The sequence below is a fragment of the Hyphomicrobium sp. NDB2Meth4 genome (genome assembly GCF_900117445.1).
Taxonomy (GTDB): Bacteria; Pseudomonadota; Alphaproteobacteria; order Rhizobiales; family Hyphomicrobiaceae; genus Hyphomicrobium_A.
This window is the reverse complement of record NZ_FPEJ01000013.1, coordinates 608,150-623,815: the sequence shown is the minus strand read 5'-3', so window position 1 is coordinate 623,815 and position 15,666 is coordinate 608,150. Positions and strand designations below refer to the sequence as shown.

Here is a 15,666-nt window from a genome sequence, read left to right as displayed (position 1 = left end):
CCTGTTCGCTCCCCCGCGTGACAGATTCTCCTATCAATCGAATACTCGCTCAACCTTATTGACCACTGCTTTCTCGCGAAGGCCCGCGATGATGTGGTTCAAATGCACCAGGTCGAGCACCTCCAATTCGATGCGCATTTCGGTAAAATCGGAGGCCCGCCGCACCATGCGGACGTTGTCGATGTTACCGCCACTCTCTCCTATCACTTTGGCGATCTGCGCCAAAGTTCCAGGCTCGTTCAGGGCGGTGACGCTGATACGGGCCGGAAAACGCTGAGGATTATCCGGATCGACGTCCCAGGTGACGTCGATCCAGCCTTCGTGCTCGTATTCGCGCAGGCGCGGTGAGTGTATCTGGAAGATGCGGATGCCCTCGCCCGGGATCATCACGCCGACAATGCGATCGCCCGGGACCGCTCCACCCGGCTCGAAGCTGACCGGCAGGTCACTGTTGATGCCGCGGATCGGCAGCCCGGCGGCCTTGACCCCCTCGGCCTCTGCACCGCGGAACTTGATGCTCATCACCCGGTCAAGGTTGAACCAGCCGTCCTGGCCCCGGGCGCGGCCAAACCCGCGTGTGCGCCGGTAAGCCGGCTGCTTCGGCGCCTGGTCGAGCGCTTCGGGAATGGTGGCCTTGAGCACATTCTCGATCGACAGCTCGTTGCGGCCGACGGCGGCGAGAGCGTCCTCCAGAGATTTATAGCCGACACGCGGCAGGGCCTTCTTCAGCTTCTCGTCGTCGAGCTCCTCGCCGAAGCGCTCGAAGTAGGACGCGATGATGCGCCGGCCCAAGGTGGTGTACTGACGGCGCACGGCGTCGCGAGCGGCGCGGCGGATGGCCGAGCGCGCGCGACCGGTGACGACGAGATTCTCCCAGGCGGCGGGCGGGGTATGATTTTTCGCCGTCTCGATCTCTACCTCGTCGCCGTTGCGCAGCTTGGTGTCGATGGGGACATGACGGCCGTTGACGAAAGCGCCGACCGCTGCGTTGCCGATATCGGTGTGCACGGCATATGCGAAATCGAGCGGTGTTGCGCCGTGCGGGAGCGCGATCAGGCGTCCTTTGGGCGTGAAGCAGAATACCTGATCCTGGAACAGCTCGAGTTTCGTGTGCTCGAGGAACTCTTCCGAGTTCGAGCCTTCCAGGAGCGTTTCGACGAGGCGACGCAGCCAAACGTAGGGCCCGCTTTCCTTCTCGTAGGTATCGGGCGAGTTGGTCGAGGCGTGGCCGTTGAGGTTGCTTTCCTTGTAGAGCGCATGGGCGGCGACGCCGTATTCGGCGACGTCGTGCATGATGCGGGTTCTGATCTGCAGCTCGACGCGCTGGTGGCGCGGACCGACAATGGTAGTGTGGATCGATTGATAATTGTTCTGCTTCGGCGTCGAGATGTAGTCCTTGAAGCGCCCCGGCACAGTGCGCCACGTGGTATGCGCGACGCCAAGCACGCGATAGCAATCATCAATCGACTTGGTGACGACGCGGAAAGCGTAGATGTCCGACAGTTGCTCGAGGCTGATCTGCTTGTTGGCCATCTTACGCCAGATCGCGTAGGGTTTTTTCTCGCGCCCCTGCACCTCGGCATCGATGCCGACCTCGGCCAGCTTTGCGGCGAGCGCAGCGCGAATTTCCTCGACTAGGCCTTCGTTGGACTTGCGCAGCTCGGCGAGCTTGGCGGTCACCGCCTTGTAGGCTTCGGGATGCAGCCAGTGGAAGGCGTGATCCTCGAGCTCCTCGCGCAGCTTCTCCATGCCCATGCGCGCTGCGAGCGGAGCATAGATGTCGAGCGTTTCCTCGGAAATGCGCTTACGTGACTCGGGCTTCATATGCTCGAGCGTGCGCATGTTGTGCAGCCGGTCCGCGAGCTTCACCAGAAGAACGCGGATGTCACTAGAGATAGCGACCAGCAGCTTGCGGAAATTCTCGGCCTGCTCGGCCTTCTTCGACACGAGGTCGAGGCGGCGGATCTTGGTGAGGCCGTCGACGAGCTTGCCGATCTCGGGGCCGAAGAGCTGGTCGATCTCGGCGCGCGTGACGGGGGTGTCCTCGATCACATCGTGCAGCAACGCCGTGACGATCGTGGCGTCATCGAGCTTGAGGTCGGTGAGGATGGCAGCGACTTCGAGCGGGTGGGAAAAGTAAGGATCACCCGAGGCGCGCTTCTGGTTGCCGTGCGCCTTCATGGCGTAGACGTAGGCGCGGTTGAGCAGCGCCTCGTCCGCTTTGGGATCGTAGCGTAGAACCCGTTCAACGAGCTCGTATTGCCGCATCATGGCCCGCCGCTCCTAGGCCGGCCGCTTCCTGGGAAGTCTGCCGAAGACGCCGCCGTCCGGCGGCGCCTCGAGCTCAACGGCCGCGGTCGCGGTCACGCTCGCGGGGACCACCATTGGGACCGCCGTTGGCGGACGGCTCGGTCGGCGTCATGCTCTCGAGGCCGCGCAGAAGCTGCTCCTCGGTCATCACGTCGACCACGCTGTCGCTCGACTGGTCGTCGCGGCCAAGAACAGGGGCGCGGCGCTCGGGCGGAAGGAGCGGAGCTGCGACAGCTTCCGGCTCGTCGACCTCGACGTTCTTCTGAATGGAGTGGATCAGCGACTCGCGCATGTCCTCCGGCGGAATGGTCCGCTCGGCGATCTCGCGCAGGGCAATGACCGGATTCTTATCGGCATTCACCGGCACAGTGACAGAGCTGCCATCGGCGATGGAGCGGGCGCGGTGCGCCGCAAGGAGAACCAGCTCGAAGCGGTTCGGGACCTTGTCTACGCAATCTTCGACAGTCACGCGTGCCATGAGAGCGACACCCCTTTGGGAAAGGACGGATCAATTCGGGAATCAGGCTAGGGCCGTGACAATGCGGCCGACGGCACCGGCTGTCTCTAGTTACATGAAAACCCGCGGGAAGCAAGCGGAGCACTCAATTGTTCGCGTGCCAATCGCCCTCGGATGTGCCTTAATCAGCCTGCTGATAGCCGACAATGCTTGCGCTCCAGGCGGCCCATCTGCTGCCATCCGAACTTGAGCGCAAGTTGCTGCGTTGTGTTAATTGAGGGTAACGGGACCGCGGCTATACTTTGGTGTGCTTCACATTGTCGCTAAAAATTGAGCAGATCTAATGGTTTGCATGGCAGTGAAATTGGATAGAGTCACATCGAACAGCCGGACGCTATCGCGCGGCGTGCCCCTCCAATCTTGAATACTGTGGCGGCCTATTTTTGCCGACACGCGTGGCCCTAGGGTGAACGAATGCATTTCTATCAGAACGAACGTATAGCCCTTTTCATCGATGGCGCTAATCTCTACGCCACGGCGAAATCACTAGGCTTCGACATCGATTACAAGCGGCTACTGGCCCTGTTCCGGCAAAAGGGACAGCTTGTCCGGGCGCTCTACTACACGGCTCTTGCCGAGGATCAGGAGTATTCCTCGATCCGTCCGCTCATCGACTGGCTCGACTACAACGGCTTCACTATGGTCACGAAGCCGACGAAGGAGTTCACGGACGCTTCGGGTCGCCGGAAGATCAAAGGCAACATGGATATCGAGCTTACGGTCGATGCCATGCGTCTTGCCGCAAACCTCGATCACATCGTGCTGTTCTCTGGCGACGGCGATTTCCGCAGCCTAGTCGCTGCACTTCAGCAGACAGGAAAGCGCGTCTCGGTCGTCTCGACGCTACAGACCCAACCGCCCATGGTCGCCGATGAGTTGCGTCGCCAAGCAGACCAGTTCATCGACCTTGCCGATCTCGAGCAGCTGATCTGCCGTGACCCTGCCACGCGCACCGGGCGCGAAGGCGGCCGTTCGTTCGGCAGCAGCGGCGCCCGAGGCGGCGCGGGATACTCCCCGCGGGAGGCGGCGCCCTTCCAGGATAACGACGACCTCTCCGAAGAGGTCTGACGGGTATCCGGCCGATGGCCGTTACGGGGGCAAAGTACCGGCCGGAGGCGCCGAAGCTGTGTGGGCTGTGCCCACGGCTGGTGGGGTTCCGCGAACTGAACCAGCAAAAGGCGCCTGACTGGTTCAACGGCGCGGTGCCTTCTTTCGGAGATGAGCGCGGGCGCCTGCTGATCGTCGGGTTGGCGCCCGGACTGAATGGCGCCAACCGCACCGGGCGCCCTTTCACCGGCGACTATGCCGGCGACCTGCTCTACGCGACGCTGCTGAAGTTTGGCTTCGCCAAGGGGCACTACGATGCGCGTCCAGACGACGGGCTGCAGCTCATCGATTGCATCATCTCCAATTCGGTGCGGTGCGTGCCGCCGCAGAACAAGCCGACACCGGGCGAAATCGCGACGTGCGGCGGCTACCTGCGCGCACGCGTGGAAGCTCTGCCAAACGTCTCGGTGATGATCGCGTTGGGCCGGATCGCGCACGATGCGGCGCTCACGGCGCTAGGAGAGCGTAAGTCGAAGTTCCCGTTTGCCCACGGGGCTCATCATATGCTGAGCAACGACCTCAGCCTCTTCGACAGCTTCCACTGCTCACGCTACAACACCAATACACGCCGCCTCACGCCAGAAATGTTTCATGCGGTATTCGCGAAGGCCCGGGCGGCGTTAGAGCAATAAATCACGGCACGCGCGGACGGGCTTCCGCCGTATCGGCGGCGATGTTATCTGAGCTGTCGCTGGTTATTGGCCGCCCGCAGCAGGAGAATAGAAATGGCGCTCGACATCGCTCCCGAAAAGGTGGCGCACGTCATTATCAAAGCCCGCGAATACGACGCGAAGGTCGGTGCGTGGGACGATTCTCCTGAGGATGGCGACGCCGAGGAAGATCCCAGCGCGATCCTGGAAGACTATGCCAACGATCCGACGCGTGCGGAGCTTGCCGGGTTCATCGAGCGTCTGAACTACGACGAGCAGGCGAACCTCGTGGCGCTGATGTGGGTCGGGCGCGGGACATACGAGAAGGAAGAGTTCGACGAAGCGGTCGACACGGCTCGGTCAGAGCGCATCAACGCAACCGCGAACTACCTTCTCGGGATTCCGCTTCTGGCAGACTACCTCGAAGAGGGCCTGGAGAAGCTGGGATACTCAGTCGACGACGTCGAAAGCGATGTTCTCTGATTTGTTGGTGACGCGAGCTGAAGCAAGCGTTGTCTGCGGATAGGTTTCACCAGCCGATAGCCGCGCCTTGGGCGCGGGACCCTTTGGGTCCTTGCCGGCTGCGGCGGCGATCTTTCTGTTGTGACGCGAGCTGAAGCAGGCTTGGTGTGGCGATGGCTGCGCCCGCTTAGGGCGATGAGGCAGCGGCGCGGCGCTTGTCGTCGAGCCAATTGAGAACCTCGCGCGCATGCGCCGCTGGCGTCGAGACCGGGTAGAACGTGTGGCTGATGCGGCCGTCGCGGATCAACATAGTGAGCCGCTTGAGATAGAGCGCCCCACCAGCTTCGAACGCGGGCAGATTGAGCGCTTCTTTCAGCTCGAATTTTTCATCGCTGAGCAAAGGGAACGGCACAGCGAGGCGCGTCGCCAGCTCGCGGTGATGGTCGGAGGACTGCGTGGAGATACCGAACACCTCGATCCGCTGAGCGCGGAACTTCAGGTAATGGTCGCGGAAGCCTTCCGTCTCTGGCGTAGAGCCATGGGCGCCGGGGATGTTATCCCAGCCGACCGGGTCATTGAATCCGGGGCGCCCTGTCCATGGATAGACGTAGACAACCGCCACGCCGCGCCTGGCGCTGAGATTGACGGTGCCACCCCGGTTCGACGGGAGCGAGATGTCGGGCAGCACAGCGCCGGGTACCAGATGGCCCGCGGCGCCATCGTCTGGCAGCGCTGCCTCCTTGGTGTCGATGGTCGTCATCCCCTCTGCGCTCTCAACCAGCTCAAAACGTCTGCCGCGTTCCGGTCGGGCGGAAACACCGGATAGAACACACGCGCAATTATGCCGGCCTCGACGATCAGCGTCATGCGTTTCAGCAGTGTCCTGCCTTCAATCAGCATGACAGGAAGACGTAACGCGGTCGTGAGGCGCAGCGCCGCATCTGAAAGAAGCGGGAACGGCAGGTGAAGCCGGGACGCCGCCTCCTGCTGGTAGGCGGTGTCCTGGACCGAGAGTCCGAAGACGGCGGAGGATCCGGCGGCCAAGAGGTCGGCATGGAGGTCGCGGAAAGCACAACTTTGGGGCGTGCAGCCGCGTGCGCCAGGGATCTCGTCCCAACCCGCAGGAAGCGGGACGTCCGGGCGGCCGGTCATCGGATAAGCGAAAACCACGACGGGGCGCGAGGGCTCAACTCGCGAGAGACGGGCCAGCGAGACCTCTGTACCGTCGGTGGCCGGCAACGGGATATCGGGAAGTGGGCAACCTGAAAGGTGGCTGGCCGCGCCGTCGTCCTCGGGTACCGGCAGGCTCGACCAGTCAACGTCGGTCAGCGTCCTCTGCCCGCTTGCCATCAGCCCTTCTCGCGCATCAGACGCGCTTTTTCGCGGTTCCAGTCGCGCTTCTTGGCGGTCTCGCGCTTGTCGTGCAGTTTCTTGCCCTGGGCCAAAGCGAGCTTCAGCTTGGCGATCCCGCGCTCGTTGAAATAGAGTTCGATCGGCACGATGGTCATGCCCTGGCGATCGATGGCGATGGCGAGCTTGTGGATCTCCTTGGCGTGCAGCAACAGGCGGCGCTTGCGGCGCGGCTCATGCTGAAAGAAGCGCCCGGCGCCCTGGTATTCGGGGATGTAAGCGTTGATCAGCCAAAGGCCGCCTTCCTCGACGGAGGCATAGCTCTCACCGATGTTCGACTGGCCACGGCGCAGCGACTTCACCTCCGTGCCCGTCAACTGGAGGCCGGCTTCGTAGGTTTCGGTGAGGAAGAATTCGTGACGGGCCTGCCGATTTTCAGCGACGATGCGGCGGCCGCCCTCATTTTTGGCCGCCATGGCCTTTCAACTCCGGATCAGCGCGCAACTACTCGGCAGCGCGCGCTTGGGTGAGGCCGACGCGCGCCATGGCGGCGTCGACGATACGTTGAGAAGCCTGGCTGATCGGAACCAACGGCAAGCGCATCTCGGCTTCGCACAGCCCCAGGAGGGAAGCTGCGTATTTCACGGGGCCAGGGTTCGCTTCGCAGAACATGGCATCGTGCAACGGCATCAGGCGATCCTGCAGCGCGAGTGCCGTCTTATAGTCGCCGGCGAGGCAGGCATTCTGAAAATCCGCGCACAGGCGCGGGGCGATGTTGGAAACCACCGAGATGCAGCCATGGCCGCCGTGAGCCATGAAGCCCAGCGCGGTCGCGTCCTCACCCGAGAGAAGCTTGAACTCGGGCCCCATGGCGAGACGCTGCTGGGAGGCGCGCGCGAGGTTGGCGGTCGCGTCCTTGACGCCGATGACATTCTTCAACTCGTAGCAGCGCGCCATGGTGTCGACATTCATGTCGACCACGGAGCGGCCCGGAATGTTGTAGATAATGATGGGAATATCAACGGCGTCATTGATCGCCTTGTAGTGCTGATAAAGCCCTTCCTGGGTCGGCTTATTGTAATAGGGGGTCACGACCAGCACAGCGTCGGCGCCGACGTTGGCGGCGTACTCGGTCAACTCGATGGCCTCGGCGGTGGAGTTGGAGCCGGTGCCGGCCATAACCGGGACGCGGCCCTTTGCGGCCTCTACCGTCAGCTCGATGACACGCTTGTGCTCGTCATAGTCCAGCGTCGGGCTTTCGCCCGTCGTTCCGGCTGGAACCAATCCGTGCGTGCCCTCACTGATTTGCCACTCGATGAAGCGACGGAATGCTTCCTCGTCCAGCTTTCCGTTCTTGAACGGAGTGATCAGTGCGGTGAGCGATCCCTTGAACATGTGCCCATTACCCTTGAGCGTTCAGCTCTTCCTAACTTTGCCCGTGCGAGGGGTTTGAACGGGAAAAGTACCCTGGCGCCTTGCTGTCGCCGCATCGGGCGGCATGCTTCAGCGCCTTGTCCCTTACGGGGCTGCTTGATAGGTATATTCCGCGCTGTGATGGTGGAGTCGCGGCGCCCTGTCGAGCGGGACATTAGGACCTTGCTTTGCGCCCCGCAACCCGCCCGGGTCCGTGGCGCCCGTGGAAGGACGGATCTTTGCCCGAGACGCAGCGCAGGCTAGCCCGGTCACTCTCCAACGGGCCGCTTCTCGCCCTTGGCGCAAGGAAGCCGGCTCGCACTGCCGCCCGCGTACCCCTGTACTCTATGAAAGTAGCGCTGCTCGCGGCTGCCGCCGCCTGCTCCAGCGCGGCTTGGGCAGAGGGCGGCCGAGACGACGCGGGGATCAAACTCGCTCAAGCACAGCTCGCGCAGGCCGGCACAGCCATCAAGAAGCCCGCGACCCGCGAGAGCGAGGCTGCGTACATGGCGCGGATGGACAAGGTCGTCGCGCCGCTGCTGAAGTATCAGCTGTCCGATGCCGATGCCGCGAAGTTCAAGGACGTCATCAAGGCGTTGCCGAAGAGCGACACGGCCAGCGTCAAAGCGATCGAGGTTACGATCAGCGATCCGCTGGCCCGCAAGCTCGTCGAATGGCTCCGCCTTCGTCGCGGACAAGGTCAGGCCGCCGACTACCTGAAATTCCTTGCGGAGAACCCGCAGTGGCCGAGCCGCGAAATCCTGCAGCGGCGGATGGAAGAGACACTCTTCGAGGAAGGCGGCGACACTGATCTCATCGCCACCTATTTCAAGGACGGCGCTGCGCGCAGCCCAGCGGGCATGGCCGTTCTCGCCTCGGTGCATCTGGCGCACGACGAGAAGGACAAAGCGAAACAACTCGCCGTCCAAATCTGGCGCGACGAGGATCTGCCGGAAACTCTGGAGAAGGGCTTTCTCCTGCGCTTTGGCCCGATGCTGAGCGAAGCTGATCACAAGTGGCGGCTCGACCGCCTACTGGTCGACGATGTGCGTTACAAAGCCAACCGCGCCGAGAGAGCCGCCCAGGCGAAGCGTGTGATCGCACTTCTGTCGCCCGCCGAGCGCAAAACGGCGCAAGCACGTCTAGCCGTCTTCCTGCGCAAGGGTGAAGACAACACCCTGACCGCATCGTCGAAGGGCGGGACGAATTGGGGCACTGTCTTCCATAAGATCCAGAAGCACCGCCGCGCCGAGCGACTGGAAGAGGCGGCCAAACTGCTGCGCACAGCGCCGCGCGATCCCGCCGTCGTCGCCAATCTCGATGCATGGTGGAAAGAGCGGCGCGGGCTCGCCTATATCGCGCTCAAGTCGAACAAGGCGAAGCTCGCTTATGAGCTGGTCGAGGATGCAGGTCCCATTACCGTCAACGAGCTCAACGAACAGAGCTTCATGGCGGGCTGGATCGCGCTGCGCTACCTGAAGGACGCCAAGAAGGCGGAAAAGCACTTCTCTACGCTGGTTTCCAACGCTGACGGACCGCTGACCCGGGCGCGGGCGAACTACTGGATGGGTCGCGCCGCAGAGGCGCTCGGCGACCAGATTCACGCGCGCCTGAGCTACGAGCAGGCAGCGCAATTCAAAGACACCTTCCACGGCTTGCTGGCGATCCAGAAGCTCTCCCCGGGGACGCGGGATTTGAGTTTCGAAGCGCCTGCTACGCCTACTCCTGCGCAAGCGAAGCGGTTTCAGGACAACGATGCGATCAAGGCTTTTGCGCTGGCGCAGCAAGTAGATCTCGGCCGGCACATCACGCGCGTTTTTCTGCTGAATGGCGCCAAGATCGAGAATGACGAGGCCTGGGCGGCCATGGCCGCGCATCTGGCGCGAGCGAGCGGCGATACTCAGACGAGCGTGCGCATCGGCAAATCGGCCATCGCAGCGGGCCATGCGCTCTACTACTACAGCTATCCCGTGCACGCGTTGCCGAAGTATTCGCCGCTGCGCAAGCCGCCGGAGACGGCCTATCTCCTCGGACTGGCGCGGCAGGAGACCGAATTCAACAGTGACACGGTATCGGGTGCGGGCGCCCGCGGCATCCTTCAGGTGATGAAGATCACGGCCAATCACGTGTGCCGCGATTACAAGATCAAATGCTCGCACAGCCGACTGCTGAGCGATGCTTCGTACAATACGATGATCGCGTCTGCCTATGTTGCGGACCGCCTCGACGAGTGGTCGGGCTCCTATGTTCTAGGCTTGCCCAGCTACAATGCTGGTCCCGGCCGCACCCGGCAGTGGGTCAAAGAGTTCGGCGATCCGCGAGAAGCCAACGTCGATCCGATCGATTGGATCGAGCGCATTCCGTTCGAGGAAACGCGCAGCTACGTCGCGAAGGTGCTGTCCAACATTCAGGTCTATCGGGCACGGCTTGGGGAAAAATCGCCGTTGCGGCTCGATAAGGATCTCAACCGGGCGAGCACGGCGGCCGGCGGGGCATCGAGCGGCGCGGTCAAGACAAACACAGCAGACTCACGCGATTGATAGCCGGCCATGTAGTCGTGGCGGCGGTATTGGGCTGGACGATGGGCCAGTTGAAGCGATGACGGCGGGCGAACCCTTCGAAGACATCTACTTCACAGCGCGAGACGGCTTGCGGCTGCATGGCCGCTGCTATCACTCGAAAAGTGCCTCCGGGGCGCGCCCCGTCCTGTGCCTTGCCGGTCTGACCCGCAACGGGCGCGACTTTCACGATCTGGCGGTGGCGCTCAGTCAGCGGCCAAGCGGTTCGCGGACCGTCTATACGCTGGACTATCGCGGGCGCGGCCTGTCCGACTTCGATCCCAACTGGCAGAACTATTCGCTCAGCGTCGAGATGCTCGATGTGCTCGATTTCATCACCCTTACGGGGCTGCACGATGCGGCGCTGATCGGCACCTCGCGGGGCGGACTGATCACAATGCTGCTCGCAGCGGCGCGGCCCACCGCCATCGGCGCGGCGGTGCTCAACGATATTGGCCCGGTCATCGAGCACGACGGACTAGCGCGTATCAGCGGATACGTCGGGCGCGTACCGCTGCCCTACTCCTGGCCCGACGCGGCGCGCATGACGCGCGAGCTCAACCGGCGGCAGTTTCCGGAGATCTCTGACCGCGTGTGGGAGGAGGTTGCCCGCCAGTGGTACAACGACAAGAATGACAAGCCCGCGCCCGGCTATGACTCAAACCTCGGCAAGGCGCTTTCGGTGCTTGATGGTCCCCTGCCCGCGCTGTGGCCGCAGTTCGAAGCGCTGAAGCGGGTGCCGTTGCTCATCCTGCGCGGCGAGAACTCCGATATCCTCACTGCGGCGACTGTGAACGAGATGCGACGGCGCCATCCTGCCTCGGTGGCTGTGACCGTGTCAGCTCAAGGGCATGCGCCGCTGCTGAAGGATGCAGCGACGATCGAGGCGATCCGCCACTTCCTCACGGCCGCGGACGCGGGACGCCAACGTACGGCAGCCGCCTCCGCTGCTGGTTAAGCCGGCCCTCTCCAATCAACCTCATGGCTTGGGCAGGATCGATTTCGATTGGCCCGTGAGCCAGCTGACGAAGAGGCCTGCCCATTCGCGCACCGCGGTGTCGAGGCGGCGCAGTCCTTCGGACGGTGAGTAGAAGGGCACGAAGATGTCGCCGCTACCGGCCGTGCGATAATCGACGGGCCAGGCTTCTACGGGAAAGCCAGCCTTGCGGAAGAGCCCGATCGCGCGCGGCATATGCCAGGCGGAGGTCACCAGCAGCCAGCGTTCGCCGGGTTTGGGGTTGGCCAGCTGTTTGGCGTAGAGCGCATTCTCGTAGGTATTGCGGGCCTGCCGGTCGACCTGCAGGCGGTCCGGCTCAAGGCCAAGATCGTGCAAGAGGCTAGCGGCGGCGTCAGCCTCCACGGCCGGGCCGAGCACGATGTTCGTCGAGCCTCCAGTGAAGATGACCTTCGCGTTGGGGAAGCGCCGCGCCAGAGCCATCGTCTCCGTCATGCGCTCGGCGGCCATGTTGAGGGCATGGACGTGGCGCCCGTTGGCGACGCGCGCCTCCTCCGCCCCGCCGAGCACGACGATGCCGTCAATCGGCCCCCCCGATAGGTCAGCACGCGGAAATCGATCCTCCAGCGGCAGGATCAGCCAGGTACTGAGGGGAAGAATGCCGCCGACCACCACCAGCGAGGCAGCCCCGATGAGGGCAGCTCGCGCCAGGCGCTGAAAGCGAGTCGCCAGCAGGATGACGCCGCCCAACAGCAGAACGATGACGAGCATGGATGGCTGGGCCAGCAGCCAGCCCAGTTTTGAGATGTAGAACAAAGCCTGTCGCCCCTCCTCGTTGCATCACCCACATTTGCGCTTCCGAAACCCTAACCTCCCACTCTGGCGGTAATGGAGCGTTGCGGGAGATAGGCCGTGTTTTCGGGGACCAACGGGCAGGCGATGCGCGATATGGCGATGTGGACCAGCGAAGTGCTGGATATCACCGCCTTTGCCGTGATCCTTATTGCCGTCGCCGTTTCGACCGCCGTGTTCCTGGTGCGGGTATCTCAATCTGGGTTTCTCGCCAATTACCGCGATTATCGCGCGAACCTTGGGCGAGGCATCTTGCTGGGTCTGGAAATCCTCATCGCGGCGGACATCCTGAAGTCGGTAGTTGTCGATCCGACCATCGATGGCATCGCTGTGCTCGGCGGCATCGTCATCATCCGCACGTTCCTGTCGATTTCGCTCGACGTCGAGATCAACGGCCACTGGCCATGGGAGACGACGCGGCTCGCCCGGGAGGCTGCGGCCGAACAAGAGGCTGGGCCCGCGTGACACACCCCGCCCACGACGAGCCTCGCTGAACGGCCTTGCCGGCTGGAAGGCACCTCGGACATGATTGGCGCGTGATCGCGCTGCCGGGGGGCTGCCATGATACTGCTGGGAATGATCGGCTACGTGCTGGCCCAATTCGCGGTCGGCATCTGGGTTTCGCGAAGGGTCAAGAGCGAGTCCGATTACATTCTGGCCGGACGAAGGCTCGGGCCCGTGCTGGTCGCCTTCTCAGTGTTCGCAACCTGGTTCGGTGCCGAGGCCATCGTCGCGACATCTGCCGAGGTGTTCGACAAGGGCATCTCCGGCGCCTTGGTCGACCCCCTCGCTTATGGCCTGGCTGTGATTGCCGCGGGCTTTCTCTATGCAGCGATGCTGTGGCGCCAAGGGGTGACGACCTTTGCCGACGTATTTCGCGCCCGCTTCTCCCCGTTCGTCGAAAAGCTCGTCGTCGTCGTGCTGCTGCCGGGGTCAGTGTTCTGGGCGGCGGCGCAGATCCGTGCCTTTGGGCAGGTGCTGAGTTCCACTTCCCACATGTCGCTGAGCGATGCGATCACGCTGGCGGCCGTGCTGGTTGCTTCCTATTCGGTGATTGGCGGATTGCTGGCTGATGCCGTCACCGACTTCTTCCAAGGCGCGGCGGTCATCATCGGCCTCGTCGTGCTGACGATCGTCGTTTCGGTCGCGGCCGGCGGCGTCGGCGCGGCTGTCGATGGGGTCCCGGCAGAGCACCTCGCCTTCTCCACAGAGGTGCACGGTACGCCGCTCGAGGCATTCGAGGCAGTTGCGGTCGCTTTCTTCGGGTCGTTCGTGGCGATCGAGCTGATCTCGCGCTTTCTCGGTGCACGGTCGGCGGTGGTGGCCCGCGGGGGCACGATGGCCGGCGGCATCATGTACATCGCCATCGGCATCCTGCCGATCTTTCTCGGCCTCGCCGCTGCGGGCCTGGTGCAATCGGATCCCGCGCTGAAGGCCAAGCTCGTCGATTCCGAGCAGGTGGTCGCGGTTTTGTCCGAGCATTACCTGCCTCGGTGGCACTACGTCGTTTTCGGCGGCGCGCTGATCTCAGCGATCCTGTCGGTGGTGCATTCGGCCCTGCATGCGTCCGGCGCGCAGGTCTCGCACAACATCGTGGTGCACGTCATTCCCGGCCTCGGTACACGCGGCAAGCTGCTCGCGGCGCGTCTCAGCGTCGTGGCGCTGACCGGGGCGGCGTTTCTTCTGGCTCTCACCTCGGACCGCATCAAGGAACTGGTCGAGATCGCATCGGCATTCGGGAGTGCCGGCGTTTTCATCTCGGCGGCGTTCGGGCTGTTCACACGGTTCGGCGGTCCGCTCAGCGCGACCGTTTCGATCCTGCTTGGAACGGCGATCTGGGCCGTCGGCCGATTCGGCCTCGAATGGGAGGCACCCTACATCGTTGCGCTTGCAGGCTCGGGCGCCGCCTATGTGATCATCGGTCTGTACGAACGAAAGCGCGCGGCCGTGGCCGTTTCAGCGGCAGCCGGCTAGCGAGCTGGCGCTCCGTCGCATCGTAAATGCCGATGGTGAAACGGGGTGCGAGCAGGCGAGAGGCGCCCGGAAAAGCAAACGGCCCCCAGATGGGGGCCGGCTGTTTCGTTCGTCCTGGTGCGGTCGAGAAGACTCGAACTTCCACGGGTTGCCCCGCTACCACCTCAAGGTAGTGCGTCTACCAATTCCGCCACGACCGCATGCCGGGAGAACGAGGACGCTCATATAGCCAAGTTGTGCCGCGGGAACAAGCGGGCCGCGGCCCTTAAAATTCGGGTCCTGCGGATAGGCGTGGCGGCATATCGCCCCGCAGCCGGCACGGGCTGCCCCATAGGCGCAAGCAGCCGGGCGTCTTAGACTGATCGCTATGGATTCTGGCGCTTTAAAAGCTGGGCCGCTCCACGCTGCAAGCCCCGTCGAGTGGGCCAAAAGCGGGACGCTGGTCGACTATTCCGAGGCCGTCCAGGCGATGCAGGAACGGGCGCGCGCGATTGCGGCCGGGAATGCGCCTGAGTTGGTATGGCTGCTGCAGCATCCGCCCATCTACACGGCCGGTACCAGCGCCAGTGCGGACGAGCTGCTCGAGCCGGAGCGATTCCCCGTGATCGCGACGGGGCGTGGCGGACGGTACACCTATCACGGGCCGGGGCAGCGGATCGTGTACGTCATGCTCGACTTGAAGCGGCGCGGCGGGGATGTGCGCGCGTTCGTCTCCAGTCTCGAAGAGTGGCTGATCGGCGCGCTGGCAGAGCTTGGTGCGATTGGCGAGGTCCGGCCGGGCCGCGTGGGCGTCTGGGTGCAGCGCCCCGACAAAGGCGATGGCGTGGAGGACAAGATTGCCGCCATCGGATTGCGGGTCTCCAAATGGGTGAGCCTGCACGGGCTGAGCCTGAACGTGGCGCCCGACCTTTCGCACTATGCCGGCATCGTGCCGTGCGGGATCACGCAACATGGCGTCACGAGCCTCGCCGATCTCGGGCTGACGGATAATATCGAAGTTGTGGATAACGTGCTGCGGGCACAGTTCGAACGTCGCTTCGGGGTCACGCAGGACGGCGCGGCACCTTTGACCGCCTCTTGCGATGCTGGCTCGATGGGCTGAAACGCGAAAGCCCGGCCCTTAAGTTGGGCCGGGCTTCCACAGCGTGGCGTCGGTTGTCCGCCTCTACTTCGGGCTGGGCTCTCGAGGCTGGTCCGCATCACCAGCCTGCGGCACCGCGGATGCGGGTGGCCCAGCGTAGTAGAGGTAGCCGCCTTCAATCGACACGACTTCCGAGCCCTTGAGCTCGTACTCGTCTTTTTGATTGCCGTTGAGGCGGATCACGCAGCCCTTGTTGCAGACCTCCTTGAGCGTCGCCGACGGCCGTAAAATATGGTCCGTTGCCGCATTTCCCTCGATAATGGTGACCTTCTGGTCAGTGTCATCTCGGTTCGTAATGGCAGAGGCGAACGCGTTTGGAGCAGTCAGGAGGGCTACGCAAAGAGATGCCGCAAGTGCCTTTAGGGTCGTCACGGCAG

Annotated in this window: 16 protein-coding genes and 1 tRNA gene; 8 read left to right on the top strand and 9 right to left on the bottom strand. The window is 63.3% G+C overall.

Going from position 1 to position 15,666, the window contains the following annotated elements; genetic code table 11:
- Positions 1–33: 33 nt before the first annotated feature.
- The gene (locus tag NDB2M4_RS17960) at positions 34–2,271 is read right to left on the bottom strand and encodes a RelA/SpoT family protein (RefSeq protein ID WP_072377523.1); all 2,238 of its coding nucleotides are present in this window, start codon (positions 2,269–2,271) and stop codon (positions 34–36) included.
- Positions 2,272–2,344: 73 nt separating this feature from the next.
- Positions 2,345–2,788: a DNA-directed RNA polymerase subunit omega gene (gene rpoZ / locus NDB2M4_RS17955; RefSeq protein ID WP_072377521.1), complete on the bottom strand. Its 444-nt coding sequence runs from the start codon at positions 2,786–2,788 to the stop codon at positions 2,345–2,347.
- 453 nt (positions 2,789–3,241) lie between these two features.
- On the opposite strand from rpoZ, the gene NDB2M4_RS17950 reads away from it, so the two are divergent.
- The 3 genes from NDB2M4_RS17950 to NDB2M4_RS17940 all read left to right on the top strand — a co-directional run bounded on the left by NDB2M4_RS17950 (position 3,242) and on the right by NDB2M4_RS17940 (position 5,067).
- Entirely contained in the window at positions 3,242–3,895 is a 654-nt protein-coding gene (locus tag NDB2M4_RS17950; protein WP_072377519.1) for a LabA-like NYN domain-containing protein, read from the top strand.
- 14 nt (positions 3,896–3,909) lie between these two features.
- Complete coding sequence (locus NDB2M4_RS17945) at positions 3,910–4,566, top strand: uracil-DNA glycosylase (protein ID WP_072377517.1); 657 nt, start codon at positions 3,910–3,912, stop codon at positions 4,564–4,566.
- A 93-nt stretch (positions 4,567–4,659) separates the two neighbouring features.
- Positions 4,660–5,067 (top strand): DUF3775 domain-containing protein, encoded by a 408-nt coding sequence (locus tag NDB2M4_RS17940; protein ID WP_072377515.1) that lies wholly within the window; start codon positions 4,660–4,662, stop codon positions 5,065–5,067.
- Between the two features lie 166 nt (positions 5,068–5,233).
- On the opposite strand, the gene NDB2M4_RS17935 is transcribed toward NDB2M4_RS17940, so the two are convergent.
- The 4 genes from NDB2M4_RS17935 to dapA are packed head-to-tail and all read right to left on the bottom strand — an operon-like array spanning position 5,234 to position 7,791.
- Positions 5,234–5,806, bottom strand: a complete 573-nt coding sequence (locus tag NDB2M4_RS17935) for a peroxiredoxin (RefSeq protein WP_072377513.1) — start codon at positions 5,804–5,806, stop codon at positions 5,234–5,236.
- Positions 5,803–6,396, bottom strand: a complete 594-nt coding sequence (locus tag NDB2M4_RS17930; protein ID WP_072377511.1) for a peroxiredoxin — start codon at positions 6,394–6,396, stop codon at positions 5,803–5,805. The genes NDB2M4_RS17935 and NDB2M4_RS17930 overlap by 4 nt, the downstream gene beginning before the upstream one ends.
- The gene (gene smpB / locus NDB2M4_RS17925) at positions 6,396–6,872 is read right to left on the bottom strand and encodes an SsrA-binding protein SmpB (protein ID WP_072377509.1); all 477 of its coding nucleotides are present in this window, start codon (positions 6,870–6,872) and stop codon (positions 6,396–6,398) included. The genes NDB2M4_RS17930 and smpB overlap by 1 nt, the downstream gene beginning before the upstream one ends.
- A gap of 28 nt (positions 6,873–6,900) precedes the next feature.
- A complete protein-coding gene (gene dapA / locus NDB2M4_RS17920; protein WP_072377507.1) occupies positions 6,901–7,791 on the bottom strand; it encodes a 4-hydroxy-tetrahydrodipicolinate synthase in 891 nt (296 codons plus the stop codon).
- Positions 7,792–8,156: 365 nt separating this feature from the next.
- Here dapA and NDB2M4_RS17915 point away from each other — a divergent pair, with 365 nt between their 5' ends.
- The gene (locus NDB2M4_RS17915) at positions 8,157–10,349 is read left to right on the top strand and encodes a lytic transglycosylase domain-containing protein (protein WP_072377505.1); all 2,193 of its coding nucleotides are present in this window, start codon (positions 8,157–8,159) and stop codon (positions 10,347–10,349) included.
- Between the two features lie 58 nt (positions 10,350–10,407).
- Positions 10,408–11,325 (top strand): alpha/beta fold hydrolase, encoded by a 918-nt coding sequence (locus tag NDB2M4_RS17910; RefSeq protein ID WP_072377503.1) that lies wholly within the window; start codon positions 10,408–10,410, stop codon positions 11,323–11,325.
- Positions 11,326–11,346: 21 nt separating this feature from the next.
- On the opposite strand, the gene NDB2M4_RS17905 is transcribed toward NDB2M4_RS17910, so the two are convergent.
- Positions 11,347–12,138: a YdcF family protein gene (locus NDB2M4_RS17905; protein ID WP_244536221.1), complete on the bottom strand. Its 792-nt coding sequence runs from the start codon at positions 12,136–12,138 to the stop codon at positions 11,347–11,349.
- Between the two features lie 96 nt (positions 12,139–12,234).
- On the opposite strand from NDB2M4_RS17905, the gene NDB2M4_RS17900 reads away from it, so the two are divergent.
- The gene (locus NDB2M4_RS17900; RefSeq protein ID WP_244536220.1) at positions 12,235–12,639 is read left to right on the top strand and encodes a DUF1622 domain-containing protein; all 405 of its coding nucleotides are present in this window, start codon (positions 12,235–12,237) and stop codon (positions 12,637–12,639) included.
- 96 nt (positions 12,640–12,735) lie between these two features.
- Positions 12,736–14,148: a sodium:solute symporter family transporter gene (locus NDB2M4_RS17895; RefSeq protein WP_072377499.1), complete on the top strand. Its 1,413-nt coding sequence runs from the start codon at positions 12,736–12,738 to the stop codon at positions 14,146–14,148.
- A 115-nt stretch (positions 14,149–14,263) separates the two neighbouring features.
- Here the strand turns inward: NDB2M4_RS17895 and NDB2M4_RS17890 are convergent.
- Positions 14,264–14,348: transfer RNA gene (locus tag NDB2M4_RS17890), tRNA-Leu, on the bottom strand.
- Between the two features lie 167 nt (positions 14,349–14,515).
- Between NDB2M4_RS17890 and lipB the strand changes: the two genes are divergently transcribed.
- Positions 14,516–15,250 (top strand): lipoyl(octanoyl) transferase LipB, encoded by a 735-nt coding sequence (gene lipB, locus NDB2M4_RS17885; RefSeq protein ID WP_072377498.1) that lies wholly within the window; start codon positions 14,516–14,518, stop codon positions 15,248–15,250.
- A 63-nt stretch (positions 15,251–15,313) separates the two neighbouring features.
- Here the strand turns inward: lipB and NDB2M4_RS17880 are convergent, their stop codons facing one another.
- Positions 15,314–15,661 carry a hypothetical protein gene (locus tag NDB2M4_RS17880; protein ID WP_072377496.1) on the bottom strand — a complete coding sequence of 116 codons (348 nt, stop codon included), beginning with the start codon at positions 15,659–15,661 and terminating at the stop codon, positions 15,314–15,316.
- Positions 15,662–15,666 lie beyond the last annotated feature (5 nt).

Coding starts and splice junctions, on each gene's coding strand:
- smpB (WP_072377509.1), bottom strand. CDS start 6,872: ATGGCGGCCAAAAATGAGGGCGGCCGCCGCATCGTCGCTGAAAATCGG.
- NDB2M4_RS17915 (WP_072377505.1), top strand. CDS start 8,157: ATGAAAGTAGCGCTGCTCGCGGCTGCCGCCGCCTGCTCCAGCGCGGCT.
- NDB2M4_RS17935 (WP_072377513.1), bottom strand. CDS start 5,806: ATGACGACCATCGACACCAAGGAGGCAGCGCTGCCAGACGATGGCGCC.
- NDB2M4_RS17930 (WP_072377511.1), bottom strand. CDS start 6,396: ATGGCAAGCGGGCAGAGGACGCTGACCGACGTTGACTGGTCGAGCCTG.
- NDB2M4_RS17960 (WP_072377523.1), bottom strand. CDS start 2,271: ATGATGCGGCAATACGAGCTCGTTGAACGGGTTCTACGCTACGATCCC.
- rpoZ (WP_072377521.1), bottom strand. CDS start 2,788: ATGGCACGCGTGACTGTCGAAGATTGCGTAGACAAGGTCCCGAACCGC.
- NDB2M4_RS17940 (WP_072377515.1), top strand. CDS start 4,660: ATGGCGCTCGACATCGCTCCCGAAAAGGTGGCGCACGTCATTATCAAA.
- NDB2M4_RS17895 (WP_072377499.1), top strand. CDS start 12,736: ATGATACTGCTGGGAATGATCGGCTACGTGCTGGCCCAATTCGCGGTC.
- NDB2M4_RS17910 (WP_072377503.1), top strand. CDS start 10,408: ATGACGGCGGGCGAACCCTTCGAAGACATCTACTTCACAGCGCGAGAC.
- lipB (WP_072377498.1), top strand. CDS start 14,516: ATGGATTCTGGCGCTTTAAAAGCTGGGCCGCTCCACGCTGCAAGCCCC.
- dapA (WP_072377507.1), bottom strand. CDS start 7,791: ATGTTCAAGGGATCGCTCACCGCACTGATCACTCCGTTCAAGAACGGA.
- NDB2M4_RS17950 (WP_072377519.1), top strand. CDS start 3,242: ATGCATTTCTATCAGAACGAACGTATAGCCCTTTTCATCGATGGCGCT.
- NDB2M4_RS17945 (WP_072377517.1), top strand. CDS start 3,910: ATGGCCGTTACGGGGGCAAAGTACCGGCCGGAGGCGCCGAAGCTGTGT.